Here is a 26,611-nt window from a genome sequence, read left to right as displayed (position 1 = left end):
AGTATTATACTAATTGCAATAATTAACACGGTGTTATAAAATGGGTTTTTAACTGATAAATAGGTACTCAAATAGCTAGGTTAATATTACCGCAAGGTTTTGAAGGTCATGATTTTATAAAAATGATGAAACATGAGCCGCATGGTCGAAATCGTATACGTTTATTGGCGATGTATCACCTTCAATTAGGTAAATCTTTTAAAGCCATATCTGAAATAGTGAAGTCACACTGGAAAACTGTGCAATCATCGCTCAGAAGATTTAGGAATCATGGTTTTGAAGGATTATTTGAATCACAAAGAAGCGGTGCCCCTAGGAAGATTAACACTATACAAGAATCTGCTCTTTTTGATAAAATCAATACGCTCAGTAAAAGTAAAACTGGTGGGTATATAACTGGAAAAGAGCTACATATCATGTTAGTTGAGGAATATGGTGCTAAATGTGCTTTAAAAACAGTCTACAATACTATGCACCGCCTTGGTTTTAGCTGGATTACTTCTCGTTCAATGCATCCAAAGTCAAATCAAGAGACTCAAAATAGATATAAAAAAACTTGCCAGACATGTTAACAAAATTATTACCAAAAAATATCGATAGATGTAAAGTTGATATATGGTCTCAGGATGAAACTAGAGTTGGGCAACAAGGTAGCTTAACTCGTATATGGGCTAAGCGTGGCACTAGACCCCGTAAAGTTCGGCAACAGCAATTTATTTCAACATATATTTACGGAGCTGCTTGCCATGAGACAGGAGAAGCTTGTGCATTAATTTTACCATATGCAAACACACAGGCAATGAATAAATTCTTAGAAGAGCTTTCTCGCAGTATTCAAGGCAACCGACATATAGCTTTACTAACGGATAATGCAGGTTGGCACACAGCCAAAAAACTAACTGTGCCAAGCAATATCACTTTGATACCGCTTCCGCCCTATGCACCGGAACTTAATGCAATGGAACAAGTTTGGGAATGGATTAAAAATCATTTCTTGTCTAACCAATGTTATGGTGTATATGAAGATATCGTTACTATGGCTTGTTACGCTTGGAATCAACTTGCTCATAATGTAGATTTAGTAAAATCAATTATGTATAGAGATTGGATAAATACACCGTGTTAATTATTGCAATTTGGTATTACTGTGATCATATACAAATTTCTTAGCCAAATCAACCCCAAATCAACTTATTTCAACCTCATTTATTTTCACAATCCTGGTAATACTAATTGCAATAATTAACACGGTGTTATAAAATGGGTTTTTAACTGATAAATAGGTACTCAAATAGCTAGGTTAATATTACCGCAAGGTTTTGAAGGTCATGATTTTATAAAAATGATGAAACATGAGCCGCATGGTCGAAATCGTATACGTTTATTGGCGATGTATCACCTTCAATTAGGCAAATCTTTTAAAGCCATATCTGAAATAGTGAAGTCACACTGGAAAACTGTGCAATCATCGCTCAGAAGATTTAGGCATCATGGTTTTGAAGGATTATTTGAATCACAAAGAAGCGGTGCCCCTAGGAAGATTAACAGTATACAAGAGTCTGCTATTTTTGATAAAATCAATACGCTCAGTGAAAGTAAAACTGGTGGGTATATAACTGGAAAGGAGCTACATATCATGTTAGTTGAGGAATATGGTGCTAAATGTGCTTTAAAAACAGTCTACAATACTATGCACCGCCTTGGTTTTAGCTGGATTACTGCTCGTTCAATGCATCCAAAATCAAATCAAGAGACTCAAAATAGATATAAAAAAACTTTCCAGACATGTTAACAAAATTATTAGCAAAAAATATCGATAGATGTAAAGTTGATATATGGTCTCAGGATGAAACTAGAGTTGGGCAACAAGGTAGCTTAACTCGTATATGGGCTAAGCGTGGCACTAGACCCCGTAAAGTTCGGCAACAGCAATTTATTTCAACATATATTTACGGAGCTGCTTGCCATGAGACAGGAGAAGCTTGTGCATTAATTTTACCATATGCAAACACACAGGCAATGAATAAATTCTTAGAAGAGCTTTCTCACAGTATTCAAGGCAACCGACATATAGCTTTACTAACGGATAATGCAGGTTGGCACACAGCCAAAAAACTAACTGTGCCAAGCAATATCACTTTGATACCGCTTCCGCCCTATGCACCGGAACTTAATGCAATGGAACAAGTTTGGGAATGGATTAAAAATCATTTCTTGTCTAACCAATGTTATGGTGTATATGAAGATATCGTTACTATGGCTTGTTACGCTTGGAATCAACTTGCTCATAATGTAGATTTAGTAAAATCAATTATGTATAGAGATTGGATAAATACACCGTGTTAATTATTGTAATTGGTATTAAATGGTTGCGTATCGAAGCTAATACTCTAAAGAAACAACTGGAAAAAGGTAGAGCAAAAGGTAGAGAGGAAGGTATAGCGAAAGGTAGATATGAAGAAAGAATATCTATGGCAAAAGAAATGCTATTAAACAATGAGCCGATACAAAAAATTATTAAATACACTAAGTTAAGTAAATCTTAAATAGAGAATCTAAAATAATGACTTACGATCCTCAAATTTATGATTTACTAACATATTCCATTATTGTTATATAATGGTTAGCTATAGCAGAAGAGGAAATTATGATTAAGAGTATTTGGGCAAAGGTTAAATATGTAGTATATTTGCTTATATATATAGTGATTACTTGGATTACTGCGAAAATTATACTGATATCAACATTTCCTGATGATGGTCAATGCCATTGCACTGAAACTCCAACGTTACTGCATTATATTTTAGCTTCGATAGTAACTATATTACCAGTAATAGCACATATATGTACAAAAAATCGTAAACCAAAAGTAAAATCTGATACTAAATAAATTATGATTGGTAAATTAAAAGGTAAAATAGATGCATGTTTTAATGATTGTGTCATTATTGATGTTAGTGGTGTTGGATATTTAGTGTATTGTTCTAGTAAAACTTTAAATAAGTTAGTGGTTAATGAGTTTTGTCAATTATTTATTGAAACACATGTAAGAGAAGATCATATTAATCTTTACGGATTTTTATCTCTCGAAGAGAAGGCTTTTTTTAATTTATTACAATCGGTAAACGGTATTGGTACAAGAATGGCTTTAGCTATTTTATCAAATTTATCACCCGAGCAAATCCAATCAGCGATAGCAAGAAGGGATAAAGAAGCTTTTAAAGCCATTTCTGGTGTTGGGCTAAAACTAGCTGAACGAATTATCATAGAGTTAAAGGATAAAGCCTTAACTAATTTTACTAACAACCTTACCATGGATAACAATGATACTGACTTAGCTAAGATATCATCTGATGCCACATTAGTGTTAACCTCGCTTGGTATTGGTAAAACTGAAGCACAAAATTTAGTACAGGGAATTATTGCAGAAAATTCTAATCTCTCTATTAATGAACTAATTAAACTTGCATTAAAAGCACGTGGATTCAATGTCTAAAAATATTTTGTCAGCTGATATACTTCCGAGCGATCAAGAATTTTCTCTACGACCTAGCTATTTAAGAGAATTTATCGGACAACAACAAATTAAGGAGAATCTATCCATTTTTATCCAAGCAGCTAAAAATAGGTCTGAACATTTAGATCATACATTATTTTACGGTCCTCCTGGACTTGGTAAAACCACTCTTGCACAAATTATTTCTAAGGAAATGGGAGTAAATTTTAAATCCACCTCAGGACCTGCTATATCAAAAGCAGCTGACCTAGCTGCTATACTTACTAATTTGCAAGATAATGATGTGTTATTTATTGATGAAATTCACCGTCTTAGTACAAATATTGAAGAAGTATTGTACCAAGCAATGGAAGATTTTGCTTTAGACATAGTTATTGGCGAAGGACCTTCAGCAAGGTCAGTAAAAATCAATCTACCCAATTTCACTTTAGTTGGAGCAACTACTAGGCTCGGTTTACTCAGCAACCCTTTGAGAGATAGATTTGGTATACCATTGCGTTTGCATTTTTATAACGTGGCTGAACTAAAACTTGTTTTGAGTAGAGCTAGTAAATTGCTAGCAATTAATTTAACCGATGAGGCATTAGAAGAGATAGCAAGACGTAGTAGAGGAACTCCAAGAATTGCCCTTAGGCTAGTTAGACGAGTGAGAGATTTTGCTTCTGTCGATGATAAGCTAGAAATTGATAAAAATATTGCCAATATCTCCCTAAATCGATTAGAAGTTGACAAAATAGGTTTAGATAGTAATGATTATAGATACTTAAAATTTATAGCTGATAATTATGCTGGTGGTCCGGTTGGTATAGAGACAATTGCAGCAGCTCTATCAGAACAACGTGATGCTGTTGAAGAGACTATCGAACCCTATCTAATACAAATAGGGTTATTACAACGTACCCCAAGAGGCAGGGTTATTACTCAAAATGCTTTTGATCATCTTGGAATATCGTAATTTACAGTTACAAAGAGGTAGTTTATGAAAATAATTAATTATCTCCAACAGCTTCCTAGAAAAAAACATTAAAAATTAGAGAATATATAAGTAACATTACTCCGTCATTGCGAGGAGCTACTTTAATGGCGACGAAGCAATCCAAAAAAGTGATTAGAAATGGATTGCTTCGTCGGCTCATGCCTCCTCGCAATGACACTAGGATTTATGTACTCCTCGCTAATAGCCGGAGTAATGCTAATCGGAGTTAGCTATATATTTTAAAAACAAACTAAGAAATACTTAAGAAAGAAATATTATATGCAAAAAGCTTTAAGTCTTATAATTGCTGCAGCAATTATTTACTCTATTGTCCAAATGAAGATGCTCTCTCCTCCCGAGGACAAAGACCCTAAAGTTCAGACAACTAATGATGCTGAAAATAATAAAAATACTACCGCTGCTCCTGAACAAGCAAATATACCATTAACTGGTAATTTTCTTGAAAAAACTGTTTCAAAGGTTTTGATAAATGCTCTTAAGACAGAAGAAGGTCGACTATTTTTTGAGCATTTACTACAACCAACAAACAAACCTATTACTGATGGTAAATATACTATAGAGGTTAATAGAGACTTAATACAACCAATGTTTAAGATTAATAGCTTTGGTAACGGGACTGTTGGACCAGCTACTTGTGGTCACGTAGTCACATTACGTTATCAATTATTGGATATTAACAATAATTTACTTAGCGAAAATACCAAAACCTTTACACTTGGTTCTAGAGCGATCATGCTAGGTCTTGATGCTGTGGTAGTAGGTATGATGGTTGGACAAACAAGACAAGCGGTGCTTCCTGCAAAATATGCATATTATAACCAGCAATATAAAGAAGAAGATAGAGATCATGATGCACCTTATAGAGTTAATATTGTCTTAAATTCAATATTACCTAATAATTTTGTTGATAGTAATGAAGTAAAGATATTTGATGATGAAATAGCTTATAGAATACCATTATTATGCGGAGATAAAGTAGGGGTTGACGTAAAGATTACTAAATTATCAAATGGTCAGGTAATTTATGATTCAGTACAGCAAGGTAAGAAATTAGATATAAAAATTGGTGATATTAATTATCCATTAATCGTTTCATATGTTCTACATGGTAAAGTGCCAGTTGGCACTAGAACAGTAATTGCCAAAGGTAAGTCATTTAAGGCACTTGGTTCTAATATCAACAAAATGCTTAATCAAGATAAGATTCCTATGGATGAATATTTGATGCTGGAATTAACAAATTTTCAAACAGAATAATAGAGAAAAGAATGCACGACAATAATTACAAGACAAAAAGAGCTACAGTACCAGCTCTAGAAGAATTATTATTTGAACCTATAAAAATACTAGATCATGGTTTTATCAGAATTATTGATTATATGGGTGATGATAGTAGTATCGTCCAAGCAGCACGAGTATCATATGGTAAAGGTACAAAACAACTAAGCCAAGATAAAGGTTTAATCAATTACCTAATGCGTCACCACCATACAACACCATTTGAAATGTGTGATATCAAATTTCATATTAAACTGCCTATTTTCGTTGCAAGACAATGGATACGTCACAGAACTGCTAGTGTTAATGAATATTCAGCTAGATATTCTATATTAGGAAATGAATTTTATTTACCAGAAAAACAGAATCTTGCTGCTCAATCCACAATAAATAAACAAGGAAGAAGTGATGAAGAAATTCCAAAAGAAATTGCAGATAAAGTCTTAGTGCTACTAGAAAAAGATGCTAAACTATGTTATCAGCATTATACTGAAATGATGAACCAGGATGAACATGGCAATATTATCGATGAAAATACCATAGGTATTACTAGGGAACTTGCGAGAATGAATTTAACCTTAAACTATTATACAGAATGGTACTGGAAAATTAATTTGTATAATCTATTACATTTTCTACTGTTACGTGGGGATTCTCATGCCCAGTATGAAATCAGAGTATATGCAGAGAAGATGCTAGAAATAGTAAAAGCTTGGGTACCTTTTACTTATGATGCTTTTAAGGAATATAGGATAGAAGGTAGTAATATTTCTAAAAAAGGACTGGCTGTTATAAAAAAACTACTCAATAATGAAGAAATTACTCAAGAATCTAGTGGCATAAATAAAAGAGAATGGGATGAATTAATGCAACTTATAAAATAGGTATTATAAAATGATTACAATTGATAGAACAACCTACCGAGCCCCATCTTTTAATGAGAGAGTTAGATTTTTGGTGCTGCATTACACTAACGAAAACTTAGAAGGATCCCTAAGAGACCTACTAGGTCCAAAAGTTAGTGTACACTATCTAGTTTCTGACTCTAATCCGAATCATATATTCCAATTAGTGGAAGAGTCTAGACGAGCTTGGGATGTTGGTGTTAGTGGTTGGCAGGGGCGTCAGAATCTCAATGATACTTCTATAGGTATTGAAATAGTAAATCTTAGCGATACTAAAGATTCTCAAGGAAAGATTCATTGGTATCCTTATCCCGAAGACCAAATTACAGCGGTAATGGAACTTTGTCAGAATATTATAGCTCGCTATGATATTGACCCCACTTGTGTGATCGGTCATTCTGATGCTGCTCCGGGAAGGAAACAAGACCCAGGTCCTCTATTTCCATGGAAACAATTATATGATAATAATATCGGAGCTTGGTATGATCAAGATACTGTTAATGCTCTAATACCCAAGGTAGACCTGTCTAATATAAAGTTAATCCAAGAACAATTTAGCAGATATGGTTATGTGTTGCAGCCAACAGGAATAATTGATCAACAGACAACAGATGTTATAGTATCGTTCCAAATGCATTTCCGCCCAAAGAATTTTTCTGGAAAATTAGATGTCGAGACCGTGGCAATTTTAGAAGCATTATTACAAAAATATCTTATGTAAAAAAGCTGTTCCTGCGAAACCTTTGCCCGTGTGGAGCAAAAAACCAACGTAAGTAATGGTACTTACATAACCAAAAACGTTGTCATTCAGCTAAAAGCTGGAATGACAACGAGGGCTTATTAAAGGTTAAAATTTAAGCTTTGCACCAATAAGAGCAACTGTACCTTTGGTTTTTTTCTTAGGTGCTTCAATAAGGTAAACTGGCTTACCCTTAGCTTGGAAATAAGAGATTTCAGCATAAGGCAACAAGCCTGGTGTTATCTTATATTCAGTACCTAAGCTTACTGTATCCACCGTATTTTTATACTTTAGTGATTTAAAATAAGAAAGACTTGTTTTTATAGGACCTTGCCCATAAGCAATTGTGCCATTATAATATTTCGTATCACGACCAACTTTATGGTAAGTTTTTGCAGTCAAACTTTTACCTAAACTACCATAAGAACCAGCACAAGAAATATTACCATAAGTTAAGACTGCACCTAAATTGTAAGCATTTAGATCTGATAGCTTGTTGCTAGATAGCATCTTTCCATCAGGATCTAATACTATAAGTTTACGAGCTGGCTTAGCATGTTCTCCTGTAACACCAACTTCTACTGCCATATCATCTAAAATCTCATACTTATAGGATATCCCTGCAGAAATCGCATCTTTGACATTGTAATTATAAATTACTGTATCACCTTTACCACCATCTATACCTGGTAGTTCTACTTCAGTTATACCAGTCTTTAATGTACTGCGACCTGTTTTACTATCTAAATTTTTTATATTACGATGACCACCAGTATTTGCTGAATCAGGAACATAAGAAATACCAAACTGAAAACCTTGCATCTCTGGTGTATAATAAGATATTTTTCTAGCTGGCTCTGTTCCTTTATTTATGTCATCGAAGCCATTGGTAAATGAGTCTATGACAGAGGGTGGGACTACCTCAAATTGTGGCTTCATACCTTTATATTGCATACCGCTATCGTCTAGTGAGACATACTTACTCCAACCAAAACCACAACTAGCTGCTGCAATTTTAGCACCACTAACACCCATCTTATTTGCAGCATCATAAGGAGAGCCTAGCTCTACTTTACCATAATCTGTCTCTAAGAATATGAAAGAGCCATTGACACTTGCAGAACCCTTTGGTTTAGTTGTTGCTAGTAAAACCATTTTAACTCCAGCTATTACATCATTAAATTCTTGCTTAGCAGTGGCAGAGAAAGCTGCTTCACTATAAAATCCAAGCTTTTTCTTATTATCAGTAATATATTTACTTTGTTCTGACAACAATTTGCCTTGAGTACTATAACCAGCTTGGAAACCAAAAAATACTTCTAATTTTATTTCAGTATCTGAAACAGCTTCAGCTGAAGGAGTAGAACTGCTAAAGGCTGTGCTAGACAAACAAGAGACACAAAGCAACATTATTAATTTTTTCATAGTAATACCAAAACTCTTTATTCATTATTATGTAGTCGAGTTCATTAAACATTAATACATTTCTATTTAAGAATTTGTAGCAGAAGATAAACAATAATGTAACAAATTTTTATAAATAACTATGATTAATCAGACAAATTTTATTATTTTAATGGTAAAATTACAACTAAATATAACAATTTTTTAATTGTTGCTAATATCATAAAAATATTGTATTCTAGCTTTGCGGGTTGAAGTTTTTGTAAATAAAGTTGAAAAAACAAAGGTGGGGTTAACCCCACCTTTTTTATTAAAATCTTAAAATATTTATGTTGTAATGCAAACTATAGAGCAACAAATTATTGATACGGTGCAAGATAACCTGAAAGATATTGGTTTCGACTTAGTAAAAGTAACTTTAAAGGGTTCAACCCATAAAGTACTTGAAATACTAATAGATAGGTTGGATGGTAAAAAGGTTACTATAATAGATTGTCGAAATAGCAGTAGAATTATCTCAGCCCTTTTAGATGTTGAAGATATAATTAGTGATAAATATTTTTTAGAAGTTTCTTCAGCAGGTATTGAACGCCCATTAATAAAATTTGAAGATTATACTAGATTCCTTGGTAGAGAGGCTACCATAAAATTAAAAGAATTATTAAATGGTCAAACTCGATATCAGGGAAAGATAGTTAAAGCTGAAGATAATAAAATTCATCTGAATAACCATGGTGAAGACATAGTGTTTTCATTTGATATGATAAAAAAAGCCTCTTTGGTATTAACAGATGAAATGTTTAGGAATTTAATGAATAAAAAATAGACTTCTTGGATAATTTGCTTCTGCTAGGGAATTTGTAGGAGGATCAAAACCTCGAACCCACAGCGTACTCAAATTCCGTTACAGATTCAAGTCTAGTATACTCAAATGATCCTACGAATTAGATTTGAAAATGAATGGTGAGCATGCTAGGTCATAGTACCATACATTTTTCTATAATCGTCATAGCAAGGCATCTTTAGATGCTGTGGCGATCCAGGTAAACAGCGAAGCTGTTTTTTTTAGAGTAACGCTTCGTGTATCCTAGATTGCCGCGTCGCTGCTTTTTCGCGACTCCTCGCTAATAGACGATCAGCAGCCATTTTAATAGTGGTTATATAGAAAATGTAGGGTACTATGATGCTAGGTGTACATATAGTACATGAGCATGCGAATCCATGATATTTTTAGAAAATAATTCGTAGGAGCGAAGGAGTATACCGACGCATAAATTATCAGTAGCAAGTAGATGCAAGAAGTTTAATATTAAAAGGCAGTGAATTTATGATTAATATTGGTAACATAGAAATTCTGCAGATCATAGATTCTGTAGCTAGAGAAAAGAATCTTCCTAAGGAAGCACTACTTTCGGCAATGGAACAGGCTGTACAGATTGCAGGACGCAGAAAATATGGAAATGAACATAATATAAAAGCTGAGATTGATAGGAAAAATGGTAATATTAATCTTTTTAGAATCCTTGATGTAGTGGATGATGTGGAGAATTATTTTACTCAAATTTCTTTAAAGGATGCTGTTGAAAAGAAAGTTGATGCTAAAATTGGTGATGAGATTTATGAATTCTTACCGCCTATTGATCTTGGACGTGTTGCAGCTCAGGCAGCTAAGCAAATAATAATACAACGCGTTGGTGAAGTGGAAAGAGAAAAACAATATGAAGATTTTAAAGATAAGAAAGGTGAGATTTTAACCGGCACTGTTAAGAGAGTAGAGTTTAATAATATCATAGTTGACCTTGGTGGTCGTGCTGAAGCAATGATTAAAAAGGAGCAGCTCATTAGAGGAGAAAGCTTTAAGGTTAATGATCGTATTAAAGCTTATGTCCAAGACGTAAGATTATCGTCTAAAGGACCACAAATTTTTCTATCTAGAACTGATGACCAAATGCTAATAAAATTATTTGAATTAGAGATTCCAGAGATTTATGATAATATAATTGAATTGCGAGCTATAGCTCGTGATCCTGGATCAAAGGCAAAAGTTGCAGTCTTTGCTTCTGACTCTAGTGTTGATCCTATAGGTTCATGTGTAGGAATTAGAGGTAATAGGATTAAGGCTATTACTAATGAGCTTAATGGCGAAAAAATAGATGTAATATTATGGAGCAAGAATATTGCCCAATTTATTATGAATGCACTTGCTCCTGCAGAAATTGCAAAAATTGTTATTGATGAAGATAAGAATATAGTTGATGTAGTTGTGTCTCAAGATAATTTGAGTCTTGCAATTGGTAGAAGAGGTCAAAATGTTCGTTTAGCCTCTAAACTTACTGGCTGGAATATTAATGTAATGACGGAAGAACAAGAATCCAAACGGAGAAATGATGAGTTTTGCTCTGCTACTGAGTTATTTATGGAGACCTTAGATGTTGAAGAAGTGATAGCACAACTGTTATCTGCACAAAGTTTTACCTCTCTAGAACAGTTAGCTTCCAGTAAAATTGAAACTTTAATGAATATTGAAGGCTTTGAAGAAGAATTAGCAATTGAGATAAGAGAACGAGCAATAAATTATGTAAATGCTAAAAATGAAAAAATTATTATTAAACTCGAAGCTTTAGGTGTTGAACAAGAATTAATTGATGTATTGGATTTACAGCCAGAATTCATATTAAAATTAGCTGAGTATGGTGTAAAGACTATAGAAGATTTGGGAGAGTTGAAAGTTAATGAATTTAAATCATTAGCTCCTAATTCTAACATGGTAGATGATGATATAGAATTACTGATTCGTACAGCTCGTACTCGTGAAGATGAATAAATTTAAGCAACCTCAGTATCAATCCTGACAGGGAATGCTACCTAAACTTAAGTTGATACCCATGTGCGTAGACGGAGTTCTAAAATGTTTAATTAGTTGTCAGTCAAAGCAAGAAAATTTTAAAAAATTTAGCATTCAGTATTAGTTCTAAGAATTTTATTGATATACTGAAGAACTACTAGCAAAATTAGCCATTTCTAATAACAGAAACTTGGTAATTTAATTTTGGGTAAAGAAAAAATTAACAATTCCCTTAAAAAAAATGGTATTATAGTGTAAGCATGAGATGCAAGTCAAGTGCAAGAGAAAATCTAATAGACCTCTTGCATAATTCTACTTCTACTGGTAATTTGTGTGTGATACCGGTACTCTGCTCCTCACGTACTCTAGAGTACGTTGCGGGTCGAGGTTTCGTGTCTCCTACAAATTCCCTAGCAGGGGTGAATTCTACAAAAGGTCTAACGGTAAAATTAGAAATTTGTAAATTATTCGATATACTCAAATGATTTGAAGAATGGAGACAATAAACAAGGGGTGAGTGTACCTTACTATTCCCCACAAATATTTGCAGAAACCAATTCTTTAAAGCAGAAGAGTATATCTGTTAATCATTAATCACATAGCAAAATTATTTAAAAAACTTTATCACAAATATAATTGCTATTTAAAGGTTTAATATTTATGACGAATAACCAAGAACCTAAACCAAAAAAACTAACACTTGGTGGTCCTAAACTATTGCTTAGTAAGCCAGTCCAACCCACCAATGTTACTAGAGGTTTTGTTAGTTCTGCAAAAACAATTGTAGAAGTTAGGAAGAGTAGCACTCCAGCTAATACTTTGTCTTTTAATAAACTTTGGTCTAGTGGTTCTACTTCTCAAGGCGGCGAATCTACTTCTGGAGAAGAATTTAACAGACGCTTAACTATTTTAAAAAAAGCAGCAGAAGATGCAAAATCTCAGAGTACTGATAGTAAGATTAGCACTCTGAGTAAACTTGCAACTATCAATCAACCTGTGAAAAAAGACGATATTGAAGAAAATGTTCAGGATGAGTTACAAGATATCAAAAATGATTCTGAAATACCACCTACTACATTAGCACCTACATCTTCACAGGATAACAACCCATCCAAGTCTTTTGTTAGATCAACACTGATTGGTTCTCAGAGCCATTTTGGTGTTGCACTTGAAGATATTTCTTCAATAGACAAGGCTGGTGATAATAAAGCAGTAGTGCCAAAGGTTAAAATTGAAGAACCTAAAAAATTAAAAAAGGCAGATATCTTCAATATGCTTGATGCAGATGGAAGCGATAATACTGGTAGAACTAGAAGCCTTGCATCAATAAAAAGAGCTAGAGAAAAAGAAAAACGTAAAGCCGAGCAACACACACCAGATAAAGTATATAGGGAAGTTATTATTCCGGAAGCTATTTCTGTAGGAGATCTAGCCAATAAAATGTCTGAGCGAGCCACAGATGTTATAAAAGAATTGATGAAGCTCGGTATCATGGCTACGACCGTCCAAACAATTGATGCAGATACAGCAGAGCTTGTTGCTACGACCTTAGGGCATACAGTAAAAAGGGTTCAAGAGTCCGATGTTGAAAATATATTGATTAGTGAAGCTGATAAAGAAGAAGATTTAAAGCATAGGGCTCCTATTGTAACGATTATGGGACATGTCGACCACGGTAAAACTTCGTTACTTGATGCTTTAAAGTCAACTGATTTGGCAAGTCAGGAAACAGGTGGGATCACCCAGCATATTGGTGCTTATCGAGTAACCTTGGCTGATGGTAGGGCTATTACTTTCATTGATACTCCAGGACATGAAGCGTTTTCAGATATGAGAACTAGAGGGGCAAAGGTAACAGATATAGTGGTTATAATAGTTGCTGCAGATGATGGAATAAAGCCGCAAACGATTGAAGCAATTAATCACGCTAAAGCGGCAAATGTTCCTATAATCGTTGCAATAAATAAGATAGATAAACCGGATATTAATCTTGACCGAATTAAAAATGACCTATTAATTTATGATTTAGTTAGTGAAGAGTTGGGAGGTGATACTATAGTTGTACCAATTTCAGCTTTAAAGAAAACTAATTTAGATAAGTTAGAAGAGGCTATATTATTGGTTGCAGAAATGCAGGATCTTAAGGCTAACTTTAGCGGACTCACTGCTGGGGTAGTTATAGAGGCAAGAGTTGATAAAGGTAAAGGAGCGGTTGCTACTATATTGGTACAACACGGTATTCTAAGAAATGGAGATATAGTAGTTGCTGGAACGAAATATGGTAGAATTAAGAGGATGAATAATGATAAAGGATTAGATATTACCGAGGCAGAACCAACTTTACCAGTAGAGATTTATGGTTTAAATGAAGTTCCGCGAGCAGGAGATCAGTTTAATGTAGTGCAGAATGAAAAGCAGGCTAGAGATATTGTAGAGTATCGTGAACGCCTTGCAAAAGAAAAGAAAATTTCTGTTACCCAAAGATCAACTCTAGAAGAATTATTCCTAAAAGCCTCCGGTAATAGTGGTATGGTAAAAGAATTACCGATAATTGTTAAAGGCGATGTACAAGGTTCAGTTGAAGCAATTATCACTAGTCTATTAAAGTTGCCAAATGATGAAGTTCGTTTAAAGATTTTACATCATGCAGTAGGTGGAATATTGGAGTCAGATGTTACTTTAGCTAAAGCATCCAACGCTATTATTGTTGGTTTTAACGTTAGAACTAATAATAATGCTTTGGCTATGGCAGAAAGAGAGAAAGTGGATATTAGATATTATTCCATTATCTATAATTTGTTAGATGATATTAAATCAATAATGAGTGGTATGCTTTCACCAATTATTCGTGAGCAATATATCGGTACAGTAGAGATTAGAAAGGTATTCATTGTCTCAAAAGTTGGTAAAGTTGCAGGTAGTCATGTTACCAAGGGTACTATTAAAAGAGGTGCTGGAGTCCGCTTGTTACGAGATAATATTGTTATTCACGAAGGAAAACTTAAGACTCTAAAACGTTTTAAAGATGATGTCAAAGAAGTTCACGAGAATTTTGAATGTGGTATCGCTTTTGAAAATTATGATGATATAAAAGAAGGTGATATAGTAGAAGTCTTTGAAATTATTGAAGAAAAAAAACAGTTATTGTAAATGCAAAAACTTTCTGATAAAGACAAGTCACAAAATAGGTCACAAAGGCAAAAAAAAGTGGCAATATTAATAAATGAAGCATTAGTGGAAGTACTAAGGCGTGGTAAGATGTTAGATGAACGTCTGATTAATTGTCCAGTAACTATTACTAAAGTCTTAGTTACCTCTGATTTAAAAATAGCAGATTGTTACTTTTTACCATTTAATACTACTTTTAATGAGATACAACTTACTGAGTCTTTAAATAATTCAAAATATGCTATAAGAAACTTTATAACTGCTAAAATTAATTTAAAATACTCACTGGAAATTCGTTTTCATTATGATCACGGATTTGATAATGCTTACAAAGTTGAGGAATTATTGAAGCAAGTTGAAACTAATCGAGTGAACTAGGATTACAATGAATCAAAACCTTACCCATCGCAAAGCCACAATTGTTGACTTAAGAACAATTGTTAACCTTCTTTTAGAGGATGAACTTAGACAAACAAGAGAACAGTTTTCAGCAGAATTGGATCAGCTTATATTGATGCGTTCTACAGGCACCGTCAAGTTAAGAGAAATGTAAATTAAGTATTGAGCAAATGTAGGGAATAATTTATAGATTATCAGTGACAATTGTTACCTAAATTTCAGTGCTATGTGTATTATTCAATCCCCAAAGAGACATCGTTTTCCAGTAAGCATTATTAGCTATGCAGTATGGTTATATCATCGATTCAATAATAGTTACAGAGATGTACAAGAACAGATGGCCTATCGAGGTATTATTTTAAGTCATGAGACAGTAAGATTTTGGTGCAATAAATTTGCGGTTTATTTTCAAGATGTTATCAGAAAGCGAGAGAGGAAACCAACTGATAAATGGCATTTAGATGAGATGAATATTAAGATTAAAGGCGAGGTATTGATATTATGGAGAGCTGTTGACTCTGAGGGGCATGAATTAGAAGTATTACTGCAGAAGCGTCGTAATAAAAAATCAGCTATTCGTTTTTTATCAAAATTATTGGGTCATTATCCAGCTCCAAGAGTAATTGTTACTGATAAGCTCAGAAGTTACATTAAGCCGATTAAGCTTATGTGCCCTAAAACTGAGCATCGCACTCATAAAAGACTAAATAATCGTGTTGAGAATGCTCATCAACCAACTAGGCGCAACGAGAAGATATTAATTAAATTTAAGCATCCTAATTCAGCCCACTGTAAATTATCACTGATGGGAAAAGTCAGAAATATATTTGCCGTAAATGTTGGAAGATATAGTAAAACAGCAATTGAGCAAAGAATTGCATTTGCATCAGCTAAATCCATTTTGGACGAAGCCACTCAAAGACTTCTTGCTGCCTGAAATCTAAAAATATAGCTCTTTTTGATACTATTTTACTTAACTTGACGGTGCCGATTTTTGCTATAATAAGAGAAGTGCTGTCACCCCTGCTTCAGTGCGGGGTCTAAAAAAGACTAACAAACCATCTTGGTTTATTTTTTTAGATTCCCGCCTTCGCGGGAATGACAGCTCTGTGTAGTAACTACAACTGTAGTAGCCTGAATTCAACGTAACAAGTTACATCAAATTCAGGTTATTAGGTCATACTAGATTATTTTTTAGTCTCATTCGTTATTTGTGACTTCGGTAACATTATTTTGATATCAGCTTTACTTTCAAGATCAGCAACATACTTTAATATAGCATCTCTACTAAGTTGATTGGTTATACTAGCAGTAGCTTCCTCCTTAGAAGGTATTTGTGCAGGTCTTTTATCAAGTACAGTAATTATATGCCAACCAAATTGAGTTTTAACTGGAGAAGAGATTTCATTTACTTTCATTGATAATGCTTTATCTTCAAATTCAGGCACTAGCTGTCCAGAAGTAATATAGCCTATTTCTCCACCATTGGCTTTAGACCCTTCATCTTTTGAGAAATCCTTAGCAAGCTTAGCAAATTTCTCCCCTTTTTTAAGTCTATTTTGTACATTTATTGCGTCTTTTTCAGTTGCAACCAAAATATGACTTACTTTTACTTCCTCTTTTCCTTTTAGGCTAGCAACTAATTTATCATATTCAGCATTAATCATTTTCTCATCAACATGAGATTTTACATAACGCTCCATCAATTCTTGCTGAACCAATTGGTTTTTTACGACATTCAACTTAGATTGGAATTCTTTTGAAGATTCAATATTAGAATTCTTGGCTTCTTGCTCAAGCAATTTTGCATCGATATAGCCCTGTACTAACATTTTCTGTATATTCGCGTCAAAATCAGTAAACTTTTTTCCTTTAGCACTTGGTTGGGTATCTAAAGAAGATTGGAATTGTTGCATAACCTGTGATTCTTTCACTTCACCACCTTTGTAGGTAGCAACAATTTTATCTTCATCAGCAAAAGCACTACTCGCAAGTAAACTAGCAGCTAAAAAAATTATAGTTGTTCTTTTCATTTGTTATCCATTATTATATATTGTTTATGATAGCTGGATTTTATAAGGATAACCCTTCTACGTCAACAGCTATTTACAATTTGTTTGATAAATATCATAAAATATCATATTTTACAGGATATTTACTATTTGAATCTAGGATATAAATGCTTTCTTTACTTAAAAAATTATTCGGCACAGCAAATGATAGAAGTATAAAAAAACTATCTTTAGAAATTGAAAAAATTAATTTGCTCGAGCCTTCAATACAAAAACTTTCTGATGATGATTTGAGAAATAAAACAGAGCAATTTAGGCAAAGATTAAAAGATGGTGAGTCATTAGATGACTTAACTTATGAAGCTTTTGCTGTTGTACGGGAAGCTGCAAAAAGAGTCTATGGGATGAGACATTTTGATGTTCAGCTAATTGGTGGATTGATATTGCACCGTGGTATGATTACTGAAATGCGTACAGGAGAAGGAAAAACTTTAGTTGCCACATTACCTGCATATTTGAATGCTCTTACTGGTGAAGGGGTGCATGTTGTTACGGTAAATGATTATTTAGTAAAACGTGATTCTGAGTGGATGGGAAGAATTCATAATTTCCTAGGGTTATCTGTTGGTTGTATAGTTTCTAATATCAGTGATGATGATAGACGTAATGCTTATAGAGCAGATATTACTTATGCAACTAATAACGAGCTTGGATTTGACTTCCTCAGAGATAACATGAAATATAGTGAAGATTCTAAGGTACTTCGCCCTTTTAAATTCGCTATTATTGATGAAGTTGACTCAATTTTAATTGATGAAGCAAGAACTCCACTAATTATATCAGGTCCAGTAGACGATCGCTCGGATTTATACAGCACAATTGATAAATTAGTTCGTCAGTTTAAAGATGAAGATTACGAAAAAGATGAGAAATTACGGACAGTTAATCTTACTGAGAATGGTATAACTCATGTAGAATCAATGCTTGTAGCTAATAGTCTTATTGAAAAAGATTCAAGCCTTTACGATTTTGAAAATTTAAGTTTAGTTCATTATATCAATCAATCATTAAGGGCTCATATCCTCTTCAATCGTGATGTTGATTATTTAGTACGCGATGGAAAAGTTATGATTATTGATGAATTTACTGGACGCGTTATGGAAGGTAGACGGTATTCTGAAGGGTTACACCAGTCACTAGAGGCAAAAGAGCATGTACAAATTCAAAATGAGAATCAAACCTTAGCTTCTATTACTTTCCAAAATTATTTTAGGAATTATCCCAAATTATCAGGTATGACTGGTACAGCAATGACCGAAGCTGCAGAGCTAAAAGACATATACAATCTTGATGTTCTTGCTGTTCCTAGCCATAATCCAATTACTAGAGTTGATTATGATGACGAGATCTATGGCAGTAAACAAGATAAATATGAAGCTATCCTAAAATTAATAAAAGAATGTCATGATCGTGGTCAACCTGTTTTGGTTGGAACGGTTAGTATAGAGAAGTCTGAAGAAATTTCTAACTTACTTACCAAAAATAAAATAACTCATAATGTTTTAAACGCAAAATTTCATCAGCAGGAAGCATTTATTATAGCTCAAGCTGGACGATTTAAGGCTCTGACTATTGCCACAAATATGGCAGGTCGTGGTACAGATATTATGCTTGGCGGTAACCCAGAAATGCTAATAGAACAACTATCTCTAAAGAACCTAGCAAAAGAGCAATATGCATTAGAAATAGTAAAAATAAAAGAGCAGATAGCTGAGGAGAAGCAGCGTGTAATAGAGGCTGGAGGATTATTTGTTATAGGTACTGAAAGGCATGAGAGTCGTAGGATAGATAACCAGTTACGAGGAAGAGCTGGTAGACAAGGTGATCCAGGCAATACACAATTTTTCTTGTCTTTAGAAGATGATCTGATGCGTATTTTTGCCTCAGACCGTATCTCCGGAGTTTTAAGAACGTTAGGTTTAAAAGATGGTGAAGCAATCCATCACCCTATGATTAGTCGTTCACTTGAAAAAGCTCAACAGAAAGTTGAAGGACATAATTACGAAATACGTAAAAATTTATTACATTTTGATGATGTTATGAATGATCAACGTAAGATAGTTTATGAACAGCGCAGTGACATCATTAAGTCAAAAGATGCACATGATTTTTTAACTAACATGACACAAGAACTAGTAGAAAAAGTAGTATTAACTTTTATTCCACCTAGTTCTTATAGAGAAGACTGGGATATAAATGCTCTAACAGGAGAGTTGCAGCGTATTTTTGCTATAAAACTACAGCATGAATCTATAACAAAAGCTGATGTTACCGAAGTACAGGTGATATCTAACGTTGTACAAATGGTAAATGACTTGTACCAAGCAAAAGAGGAAGCATATAGCGTTAACTTGATGAATGACGCAATTAAGTATATTTTACTGACAACTTTAGATCAAGTATGGAAAGATCACTTACATAATTTAGATCATTTACGACAAGGTATATCACTAAGGGCTTATGCCCAAAAAGATCCTCTTAACGAGTATAAAAGAGAAGCTTTCAATTTATTTGAACAAATGCTCGATAATTTGAAGGAATTATTTATTCAAAGAGTTTGTCATCTCCATATGGATACTAGCCATATTAAAAAAGAGTCATTGTCTTTGGAAAATAAAAAACTTCAAAAGACAATGCGAGAAACTAGGGAAGACCCAGCTTTTCATAAATATAATGCTGGTGTTAGTATTGAAACTCGACTTAAAACCATCAAAACTCAAGTCAATCCACAGGATAGAGTACAATCAGACCCATCAAGTTGGGGAAAAGTGGCTAGAAATGAGTTATGTCCCTGTGGTTCTAGCAAGAAATATAAATATTGTCACGGAAGTAATGAATAAGCAGTGCAATTTAATGATAGACAGTCAACATTTCGACCTAACTTAAGCTGTCATTCAGCAATAAAAGCCTTAAATGAAGTGGTAATGAAAAAGCCAATTAATTATGTTGTAGAAGTAGATATTAGGAAATTTTTCGATAACATAAATCATTATTGATTGCAAAGGTGTTTAGAAGAAAGAATATTAGACAAGAATTTTATGTGGCTAATAAGAAGACTTTGAAAAGCTGGAGCAACTAAGGATGGTGTTGTTAGTAGCAGTGATCAAGGTATACTGCAAGGCTCAGTAGCAAGTCCAATACTTGCAAATATTTACTTACATTATGTCTTAGATCTATGGTTTGAGAAGGCACCGTCAAGTTAAGTAAAATAGTATCAAAAAGAGCTATATTTTTAGATTTCAGGCAGCAAGAAGTCTTTGAGTGGCTTCGTCCCAAATGGATTTAGCTGATGCAAATGCAATTCTTTGCTCAATTGCTGTTTTACTATATCTTCCAACATTTACGGCAAATATATTTCTGACTTTTCCCATCAGTGATAATTTACAGTGGGCTGAATTAGGATGCTTAAATTTAATTAATATCTTCTCGTTGCGCCTAGTTGGTTGATGAGCATTCTCAACACGATTATTTAGTCTTTTATGAGTGCGATGCTCAGTTTTAGGGCACATAAGCTTAATCGGCTTAATGTAACTTCTGAGCTTATCAGTAACAATTACTCTTGGAGCTGGATAATGACCCAATAATTTTGATAAAAAACGAATAGCTGATTTTTTATTACGACGCTTCTGCAGTAATACTTCTAATTCATGCCCCTCAGAGTCAACAGCTCTCCATAATATCAATACCTCGCCTTTAATCTTAATATTCATCTCATCTAAATGCCATTTATCAGTTGGTTTCCTCTCTCGCTTTCTGATAACATCTTGAAAATAAACCGCAAATTTATTGCACCAAAATCTTACTGTCTCATGACTTAAAATAATACTAATTGCAATAATTAACACGGTGTTAAAAAATGGGTTTTTAACTGATAAATAGGTACTCAAATAGCTAGGTTAATATTACCGCAAGGTTTTGAAGGTCATGATTTTATAAAAATGATGAAACATGAGCCGCATGGTCGAAATCGTATACGTTTATTGGCGATGTATCACCTTCAATTAGGCAAATCTTTTAAAGCCATATCTGAAATAGTGAAGTCACACTGGAAAACTGTGCAATCATCGCTCAGAAGATTTAGGAATCATGGTTTTGAAGGATTATTTGAATCACAAAGAAGCGGTGCCCCTAGGAAGATTAACAGTATACAAGAGTCTGCTATTTTTGATAAAATCAATACGCTCAGTGAAAGTAAAACTGGTGGGTATATAACTGGAAAGGAGCTACATATCATGTTAGTTGAGGAATATGGTGCTAAATGTGCTTTAAAAACAGTCTACAATACTATGCACCGCCTTGGTTTTAGCTGGATTACTTCTCGTTCAATGCATCCAAAATCAAATCAAGAGACTCAAAATACATATAAAAAAACTTTCCAGACATGTTAACAAAATTATTACCAAAAAATATCGATAGATGTAAAGTTGATATATGGTCTCAGGATGAAACTAGAGTTGGGCAACAAGGTAGCTTAACTCATATATGGGCTAAGCGTGGCACTAGACCCCGTACAGTTCGGCAACAGCAATTTATTTCAACATATATTTACGGAGCTGCTTGCCATGAGACAGGAGAAGCTTGTGCATTAATTTTACCATATGCAAACACACAGGCAATGAATAAATTCTTAGAAGAGCTTGCTCGCCAGTATTCAAGGCAACCGACATATAGCTTTACTAACGGATAATGCAGGTTGGCACACAGCCAAAAAACTAACTGTGCCAAGCAATATCACTTTGATACCGCTTCCGCCCTATGCACCGGAACTTAATGCAATGGAACAAGTTTGGGAATGGATTAAAAATCATTTCTTGTCTAACCAATGTTATGGTGTATATGAAGATATCGTTACTATGGCTTGTTACGCTTGGAATCAACTTGCTCATAATGTAGATTTAGTAAAATCAATTATGTATAGAGATTGGATAAATACACCGTGTTAATTATTGCAATTGGTATAAAACAGCAATTGAGCAAAGAATTGCATTTGCATCAGCTAAATCCATTTGGGACGAAGCCACTCAAAGACTTCTTGCTGCCTGAAATCTAAAAATATAGCTCTTTTTGATACTATTTTACTTAACTTGACGGTGCCCTGATAATCTATAAATTATTCCCTACATTTGCTCAATACTTAATTTACATTTCTCTTAACTTGACGGTGCCGCTAATTATACTTCTCTGATTTGTTTAAATACTAATTTTTTTTTACTAAATATGTTTATTTTACGAAAAAAATTAGTTAGAGATCTTGGCTTTGACATATCACGTTTATAGCTTTGCTTAGTCATTAATACATAGTTAGAAATTAAGGAAGGTATAACTTCAGAATAATATACTTTATATAATCCTTGCATTGTTGCCATAGTCGTTAAATATCCCCATTTCATCACTTGTTGGGGTACTCTTGCTAGAGCTTCTATACAGGCAATTGTCTCTTCGATCTCAGGGTCACTATTTTTATAAACATCTGCGACTGGTGCTAAATTAAACTGCATATCTTCAATCATAGCTCTAATCATCAAACCCATATATTGTTCCCTTGCAAATCTCTTAATAAAGAGCAAGCCCTTCCTATTAACAGAAAATAAAAATTTCTGTTTATGGATTAATCCAAGTAATTTTGCCCAATAAACCCTTATGCCATGTACCTTGTTTTTATTATAAAATTCTACCTTTTCTTCATAAATAATCATTTGCCTCATCCCCATAGAGAGAAGATTAGCTAATAATTTATTGCAATTAATAATATCATCTTTCCTCGCCTGTTTTACATGAGGCGTGGCTTTCGTTCCAGAGAAATTTGCTGAATGACGACTAATTTGACGACCATTTGCATCTCTTTTAATATCAGCAAAATGCCCAAGTTCCTGCCCAGCTATAATTTGCAACCTAGCAACTGCTGCCCATCCATCACCATAAGTTGGGTGATTTTTATCATTTTCAGCAAATGGATTTCCACCACAGGAAACAAAGACTGCTACATTCTTACCGTCAGTACTTTGCATACCGCTATTAGAACCAGAACGTTGCCAATCAACTATATCCATCATATCACCAATATTATGGGAATAAGTAATAAATACTTGGACCTTATCATGTAATAACCACCTAATAACTATAGGATGGGCTGACTGAACAAAAAGCCTTGTTAATTTTTCAATAATAGATTGGTCAACTGGTTGTAATTTTTGAATTTGTTTTTTCAGATCTGTATAAATCGATGCCAATTTTTTATCTGATATAGAAGATTTGTATAGATATCTTAATAACTGATTAGTTTGTTCAATTAAATTTGGCTCAGTTATTTCTTCTTTACTTACCATCAAACTAATATTGAACTTTGGATCAGAAAATCTTGCAAAATTACAACTATTATCGGTATCTATTCTAAGTTTTCCTGATTTGATTAATTGCTGAGCTAATTGTTCATATTCTATTTGCATGTCCTCAGGATAAATAGCAGGAATCTTATCAAGTATATGATAAATTGAACTCATAGTAGTATACTGCTCGTAAATGAAGAGTTGCTAGACGAAGGGCAACTTCAAGAAGAGCTAGGAGTGGCAAAGTCGAGCAGCGGAGCGTACATTAGTACGTGAGCAGCGGAGATCTTTAGACACGACAACGCCAATTCTTGAAGTTCACCGAGTATATACTGAATATTTTAAAAGACCTCAAAGACTTTATCCTTAATAACTTCATCAAACTGATCTAACGTTATATCAACACCAAGTTTCTTTAACGAGGTTACAGGCATATCTCTCAAACCACAAGCAATAATTCCGGAGAACATATCAAGATTTGTTGAAATATTTACAGCAATACCATGATATGTAACCCATTTTCTAACTCTAATACCTATTGATGCAATCTTGGCGGGTACACCGTTTTCTTTTACCCATATTCCCACTATACCACTTATAGTAAAAGCTTTAATCCCAAAATATAAAAGGCTATTTATAATCCATTCTTCTAATAGTTTAATATATAGTTTTAAATCCTTTTGCCTTAGTTCTGAGGCTAAATCAAGAATGGGGTATATTACTCTTTGTCCGCTACCGTGGTAGGTAAACTTCCCCCCCCTACCAGTATAAATTACCGGTATATCTCTAGGATTTAATAATTCATTTGCCTTAAAACTAGTACCTGCGGTATAAATATCCTTATATTCAACTAAATAAACAATCTCTTGTGAAGATTTATTGATTAAACTTGTAACCTTATCTTCCATCAACTTTACTGTGTCTTCATATTCTGAAAAGCCTGATAAGGTAACAAATTGAACCATAATATTAACCAAGGGTGAGCGAACGCAAGCAGTACATGAAGTGGCACCGTCAAAAGTTAAGTAAAATAGTATCAAAAAGAGCTATATTTTTAGATTTCAGGCAGCAAGAAGTCTTTGAGTGGCTTCGTCCAAAATGGATTTAGCTGATGCAAATGCAATTCTTTGCTCAATTGCTGTTTTACTATATCTTCCAACATTTACGGCAAATATATTTCTGACTTTTCCCATCAGTGATAATTTACAGTGGGCTGAATTAGGATGCTTAAATTTAATTAATATCTTCTCGTTGCGCCTAGTTGGTTGATGAGCATTCTCAACACGATTATTTAGTCTTTTATGAGTGCGATGCTCAGTTTTAGGGCACATAAGCTTAATCGGCTTAATGTAACTTCTGAGCTTATCAGTAACAATTACTCTTGGAGCTGGATAATGACCCAATAATTTTGATAAAAAACGAATAGCTGATTTTTCATTACGACGCTTCTGCAGTAATACTTCTAATTCATGCCCCTCAGAGTCAACAGCTCTCCATAATATAAATACCTCGCCTTTAATCTTAATATTCATCTCATCTAAATGCCATTTATCCGTTGGTTTCCTCTCTCGCTTTCTGATAACATCTTGAAAATAAACCGCAAATTTATTGCACCAAAATCTTACTGTCTCATGACTTAAAATAATACCTCGATAGGCCATCTGTTCTTGTACATCTCTGTAACTATTATTGAATCGATGATATAACCATACTGCATGGCTAATAATGATTACTGGAAAACGATGTCTCTTTGGGGATTGAATAATACACATAGCACTGAAATTTAGGGAACAATTGTCACTGATAATCTATAAATTATTCCCTACATTTGCTCAATACTTAATTTACATTTCTCTTAACTTGACGGTGCCCATATAACTTATATAACAAAAGTAACAATCTTACAAGCAAATATCTTAAAAAATATACATTTGATAAAATCATTTAGTAGTATCTAATAGAATAAACTATAATAATTCATGTATTTAAATAGCGGGTTAGTTACTATGTCCAAGAAAAAATCTAATAATTTGAGTAAGAAAATACAAAATATTAATGAAAAATTTGAGAAAACACTTGGCGAGTTAGATAAGAAATTGTTGGAATCCGAGATGGTGACAGATATGATTAATGACTCATTAGATAGAACGGGTGGTTCTGTTCCGTCTTCGGAAGTAGATAAGTTGATGGAAGAAATGCAGTCTGAAGTTAATTTAGATAATAAATCTGCTGAATTAGGTAAACGAAAAGATCGAGAAATAGAAGCTAGACTTAATAAATTAAAAAAAGATCCGACTCCAACTGTGGAAGGTCCAATTCCAACTGTAGACGATTTGCGAGAAACACTGAAAAAATTAAAAGAAGATGAGAAAAAAATACTTCAGTCAACAAAACCAATAGGTAAAGTAGCCCCACGCCCAAGGAATAATAATTTAGCAGCTAATTCTCGTAGGGTACAGGAGCAGAAACCATCTAAGCCACCGGAAATTAACAATAATAATAGACGATACGATGTTCCAAAGGAAAACGCTATTTTGGATGATATAAAGCCGGAAAAAAGCTGGTTTGCAAAGATTATAGATAAGGTTGTTGATATTGTTAAAGAACTCTTGAATAATTCACAAAATCAAGATACTCCATCTCCTAAACAAGAACTACAGGAGTTCAGGCAGAGAAAACAAGAAATATTAGCACCAGTAATACAGGCACAAAAGAAAGCAAAATTATTAAAAGAAGAACAAAAAACAAGTAGAGAAGTATCTAGGGCAAAAAGACTAAGGCGTAATTTAGCAGGGCATGATACTCATAAACCTTTGCGTTCTAGTACTTCATCTATTACTTCACCTCCTACTCCTGCAGTAAAACCACCAGTAAATAAGAACGATAGGGGTGGTAGGTAACTTACATCTTTTTAAAAGCCATAAACTTTGAAGCTATTGACGTCATCCTGAAATAAATTCA

The 26,611-nt window shown here is 33.8% G+C and carries 28 protein-coding genes; 22 read left to right on the top strand and 6 right to left on the bottom strand.

Annotation, left to right across the window (positions count from 1 at the left end; all coding sequences use genetic code 11):
* Positions 1 to 122: 122 nt before the first annotated feature.
* The 11 genes from ACFE3K_RS00630 (at position 123) to ACFE3K_RS00580 (ending at position 7,418) form a co-directional block, all read left to right on the top strand.
* Positions 123 to 572 carry a helix-turn-helix domain-containing protein gene (locus tag ACFE3K_RS00630; protein ID WP_375358951.1) on the top strand — a complete coding sequence of 150 codons (450 nt, stop codon included), beginning with the start codon at positions 123 to 125 and terminating at the stop codon, positions 570 to 572.
* Entirely contained in the window at positions 566 to 1,126 is a 561-nt protein-coding gene (locus ACFE3K_RS00625) for an IS630 family transposase (RefSeq protein ID WP_375358561.1), read from the top strand. Before ACFE3K_RS00630 ends, ACFE3K_RS00625 begins: the two co-directional genes overlap by 7 nt.
* Before the next feature lie 216 nt (positions 1,127 to 1,342).
* The gene (locus ACFE3K_RS00620) at positions 1,343 to 1,792 is read left to right on the top strand and encodes a helix-turn-helix domain-containing protein (protein WP_375358950.1); all 450 of its coding nucleotides are present in this window, start codon (positions 1,343 to 1,345) and stop codon (positions 1,790 to 1,792) included.
* Complete coding sequence (locus ACFE3K_RS00615; RefSeq protein WP_375358949.1) at positions 1,786 to 2,346, top strand: IS630 family transposase; 561 nt, start codon at positions 1,786 to 1,788, stop codon at positions 2,344 to 2,346. Before ACFE3K_RS00620 ends, ACFE3K_RS00615 begins: the two co-directional genes overlap by 7 nt.
* Entirely contained in the window at positions 2,340 to 2,546 is a 207-nt protein-coding gene (locus ACFE3K_RS00610) for a hypothetical protein (RefSeq protein ID WP_375358948.1), read from the top strand. Before ACFE3K_RS00615 ends, ACFE3K_RS00610 begins: the two co-directional genes overlap by 7 nt.
* 101 nt (positions 2,547 to 2,647) lie before the next feature.
* Positions 2,648 to 2,890 (top strand): Holliday junction ATP-dependent DNA helicase RuvA, encoded by a 243-nt coding sequence (locus ACFE3K_RS00605; protein ID WP_342260196.1) that lies wholly within the window; start codon positions 2,648 to 2,650, stop codon positions 2,888 to 2,890.
* Positions 2,891 to 2,893: 3 nt separating this feature from the next.
* Positions 2,894 to 3,496: a Holliday junction branch migration protein RuvA gene (gene ruvA, locus ACFE3K_RS00600; RefSeq protein WP_375358947.1), complete on the top strand. Its 603-nt coding sequence runs from the start codon at positions 2,894 to 2,896 to the stop codon at positions 3,494 to 3,496.
* On the top strand, positions 3,489 to 4,472 hold the full coding sequence (gene ruvB, locus ACFE3K_RS00595; RefSeq protein ID WP_375358946.1) for a Holliday junction branch migration DNA helicase RuvB: 984 nt from the start codon (positions 3,489 to 3,491) through the stop codon (positions 4,470 to 4,472). The genes ruvA and ruvB overlap by 8 nt, the downstream gene beginning before the upstream one ends.
* 300 nt (positions 4,473 to 4,772) lie before the next feature.
* On the top strand, positions 4,773 to 5,771 hold the full coding sequence (locus ACFE3K_RS00590; RefSeq protein WP_375358945.1) for an FKBP-type peptidyl-prolyl cis-trans isomerase: 999 nt from the start codon (positions 4,773 to 4,775) through the stop codon (positions 5,769 to 5,771).
* A gap of 11 nt (positions 5,772 to 5,782) precedes the next feature.
* Complete coding sequence (thyX, locus tag ACFE3K_RS00585) at positions 5,783 to 6,676, top strand: FAD-dependent thymidylate synthase (protein WP_375358944.1); 894 nt, start codon at positions 5,783 to 5,785, stop codon at positions 6,674 to 6,676.
* Positions 6,677 to 6,686: 10 nt separating this feature from the next.
* Positions 6,687 to 7,418, top strand: coding sequence for an N-acetylmuramoyl-L-alanine amidase (locus ACFE3K_RS00580; protein ID WP_375358943.1), 732 nt, complete (start codon positions 6,687 to 6,689; stop codon positions 7,416 to 7,418).
* A 126-nt stretch (positions 7,419 to 7,544) separates the two neighbouring features.
* Here the strand turns inward: ACFE3K_RS00580 and ACFE3K_RS00575 are convergent, their stop codons facing one another.
* A complete protein-coding gene (locus tag ACFE3K_RS00575) occupies positions 7,545 to 8,861 on the bottom strand; it encodes a porin (RefSeq protein WP_375358942.1) in 1,317 nt (438 codons plus the stop codon).
* A gap of 316 nt (positions 8,862 to 9,177) precedes the next feature.
* On the opposite strand from ACFE3K_RS00575, the gene rimP reads away from it, so the two are divergent.
* The 6 genes from rimP to ACFE3K_RS00540 all read left to right on the top strand — a co-directional run bounded on the left by rimP (position 9,178) and on the right by ACFE3K_RS00540 (position 16,189).
* Positions 9,178 to 9,666, top strand: a complete 489-nt coding sequence (rimP, locus tag ACFE3K_RS00570) for a ribosome maturation factor RimP (protein WP_341752283.1) — start codon at positions 9,178 to 9,180, stop codon at positions 9,664 to 9,666.
* 501 nt (positions 9,667 to 10,167) lie between these two features.
* A complete protein-coding gene (nusA, locus tag ACFE3K_RS00565; protein WP_375358941.1) occupies positions 10,168 to 11,664 on the top strand; it encodes a transcription termination factor NusA in 1,497 nt (498 codons plus the stop codon).
* A gap of 681 nt (positions 11,665 to 12,345) precedes the next feature.
* Entirely contained in the window at positions 12,346 to 14,835 is a 2,490-nt protein-coding gene (infB, locus tag ACFE3K_RS00555) for a translation initiation factor IF-2 (RefSeq protein ID WP_375358939.1), read from the top strand.
* Complete coding sequence (gene rbfA / locus ACFE3K_RS00550; protein WP_375358938.1) at positions 14,836 to 15,231, top strand: 30S ribosome-binding factor RbfA; 396 nt, start codon at positions 14,836 to 14,838, stop codon at positions 15,229 to 15,231. It begins immediately after the preceding gene.
* 7 nt (positions 15,232 to 15,238) lie between these two features.
* Positions 15,239 to 15,406, top strand: coding sequence for a hypothetical protein (locus ACFE3K_RS00545; protein ID WP_375358937.1), 168 nt, complete (start codon positions 15,239 to 15,241; stop codon positions 15,404 to 15,406).
* A gap of 72 nt (positions 15,407 to 15,478) precedes the next feature.
* Complete coding sequence (locus ACFE3K_RS00540; RefSeq protein WP_375358936.1) at positions 15,479 to 16,189, top strand: IS6 family transposase; 711 nt, start codon at positions 15,479 to 15,481, stop codon at positions 16,187 to 16,189.
* A 250-nt stretch (positions 16,190 to 16,439) separates the two neighbouring features.
* On the opposite strand, the gene ACFE3K_RS00535 is transcribed toward ACFE3K_RS00540, so the two are convergent.
* Positions 16,440 to 17,285: a peptidylprolyl isomerase gene (locus ACFE3K_RS00535; RefSeq protein ID WP_375358935.1), complete on the bottom strand. Its 846-nt coding sequence runs from the start codon at positions 17,283 to 17,285 to the stop codon at positions 16,440 to 16,442.
* A gap of 146 nt (positions 17,286 to 17,431) precedes the next feature.
* On the opposite strand from ACFE3K_RS00535, the gene secA reads away from it, so the two are divergent.
* A complete protein-coding gene (gene secA, locus ACFE3K_RS00530) occupies positions 17,432 to 20,164 on the top strand; it encodes a preprotein translocase subunit SecA (protein WP_375358934.1) in 2,733 nt (910 codons plus the stop codon).
* A gap of 399 nt (positions 20,165 to 20,563) precedes the next feature.
* Here secA and ACFE3K_RS00525 read toward each other — a convergent pair whose 3' ends face one another.
* A complete protein-coding gene (locus tag ACFE3K_RS00525; RefSeq protein ID WP_375358933.1) occupies positions 20,564 to 21,169 on the bottom strand; it encodes an IS6 family transposase in 606 nt (201 codons plus the stop codon).
* Between the two features lie 93 nt (positions 21,170 to 21,262).
* Here ACFE3K_RS00525 and ACFE3K_RS00520 point away from each other — a divergent pair, with 93 nt between their 5' ends.
* The 3 genes from ACFE3K_RS00520 to ACFE3K_RS00510 are packed head-to-tail and all read left to right on the top strand — an operon-like array spanning position 21,263 to position 22,267.
* On the top strand, positions 21,263 to 21,712 hold the full coding sequence (locus tag ACFE3K_RS00520; RefSeq protein ID WP_375358932.1) for a helix-turn-helix domain-containing protein: 450 nt from the start codon (positions 21,263 to 21,265) through the stop codon (positions 21,710 to 21,712).
* Complete coding sequence (locus ACFE3K_RS00515) at positions 21,706 to 22,011, top strand: transposase (protein WP_375358931.1); 306 nt, start codon at positions 21,706 to 21,708, stop codon at positions 22,009 to 22,011. Before ACFE3K_RS00520 ends, ACFE3K_RS00515 begins: the two co-directional genes overlap by 7 nt.
* On the top strand, positions 21,962 to 22,267 hold the full coding sequence (locus tag ACFE3K_RS00510) for a transposase (RefSeq protein ID WP_375358930.1): 306 nt from the start codon (positions 21,962 to 21,964) through the stop codon (positions 22,265 to 22,267). The genes ACFE3K_RS00515 and ACFE3K_RS00510 overlap by 50 nt, the downstream gene beginning before the upstream one ends.
* A 228-nt stretch (positions 22,268 to 22,495) precedes the next feature.
* On the opposite strand, the gene ACFE3K_RS00505 is transcribed toward ACFE3K_RS00510, so the two are convergent.
* From ACFE3K_RS00505 to ACFE3K_RS00495, 3 genes are all read right to left on the bottom strand, one after another.
* The gene (locus tag ACFE3K_RS00505) at positions 22,496 to 23,824 is read right to left on the bottom strand and encodes a DUF2748 family protein (protein WP_375358929.1); all 1,329 of its coding nucleotides are present in this window, start codon (positions 23,822 to 23,824) and stop codon (positions 22,496 to 22,498) included.
* Between the two features lie 167 nt (positions 23,825 to 23,991).
* Positions 23,992 to 24,615: a lipoyl(octanoyl) transferase LipB gene (lipB, locus tag ACFE3K_RS00500; protein ID WP_375358928.1), complete on the bottom strand. Its 624-nt coding sequence runs from the start codon at positions 24,613 to 24,615 to the stop codon at positions 23,992 to 23,994.
* A gap of 96 nt (positions 24,616 to 24,711) precedes the next feature.
* Positions 24,712 to 25,422 (bottom strand): IS6 family transposase, encoded by a 711-nt coding sequence (locus ACFE3K_RS00495; RefSeq protein ID WP_375358927.1) that lies wholly within the window; start codon positions 25,420 to 25,422, stop codon positions 24,712 to 24,714.
* A 234-nt stretch (positions 25,423 to 25,656) separates the two neighbouring features.
* Here ACFE3K_RS00495 and ACFE3K_RS00490 point away from each other — a divergent pair, with 234 nt between their 5' ends.
* Positions 25,657 to 26,550: a hypothetical protein gene (locus ACFE3K_RS00490; protein WP_375358926.1), complete on the top strand. Its 894-nt coding sequence runs from the start codon at positions 25,657 to 25,659 to the stop codon at positions 26,548 to 26,550.
* The last annotated feature ends 61 nt before the right edge of the window (positions 26,551 to 26,611 follow it).

It is taken from the genome of Candidatus Tisiphia endosymbiont of Neophilaenus lineatus (genome assembly GCF_964264975.1).
Taxonomy (GTDB): Bacteria; Pseudomonadota; Alphaproteobacteria; order Rickettsiales; family Rickettsiaceae; genus Tisiphia.
Note: the sequence above shows the minus strand (reverse complement) of the source record. Positions and strands in the feature narration are given on the sequence as shown.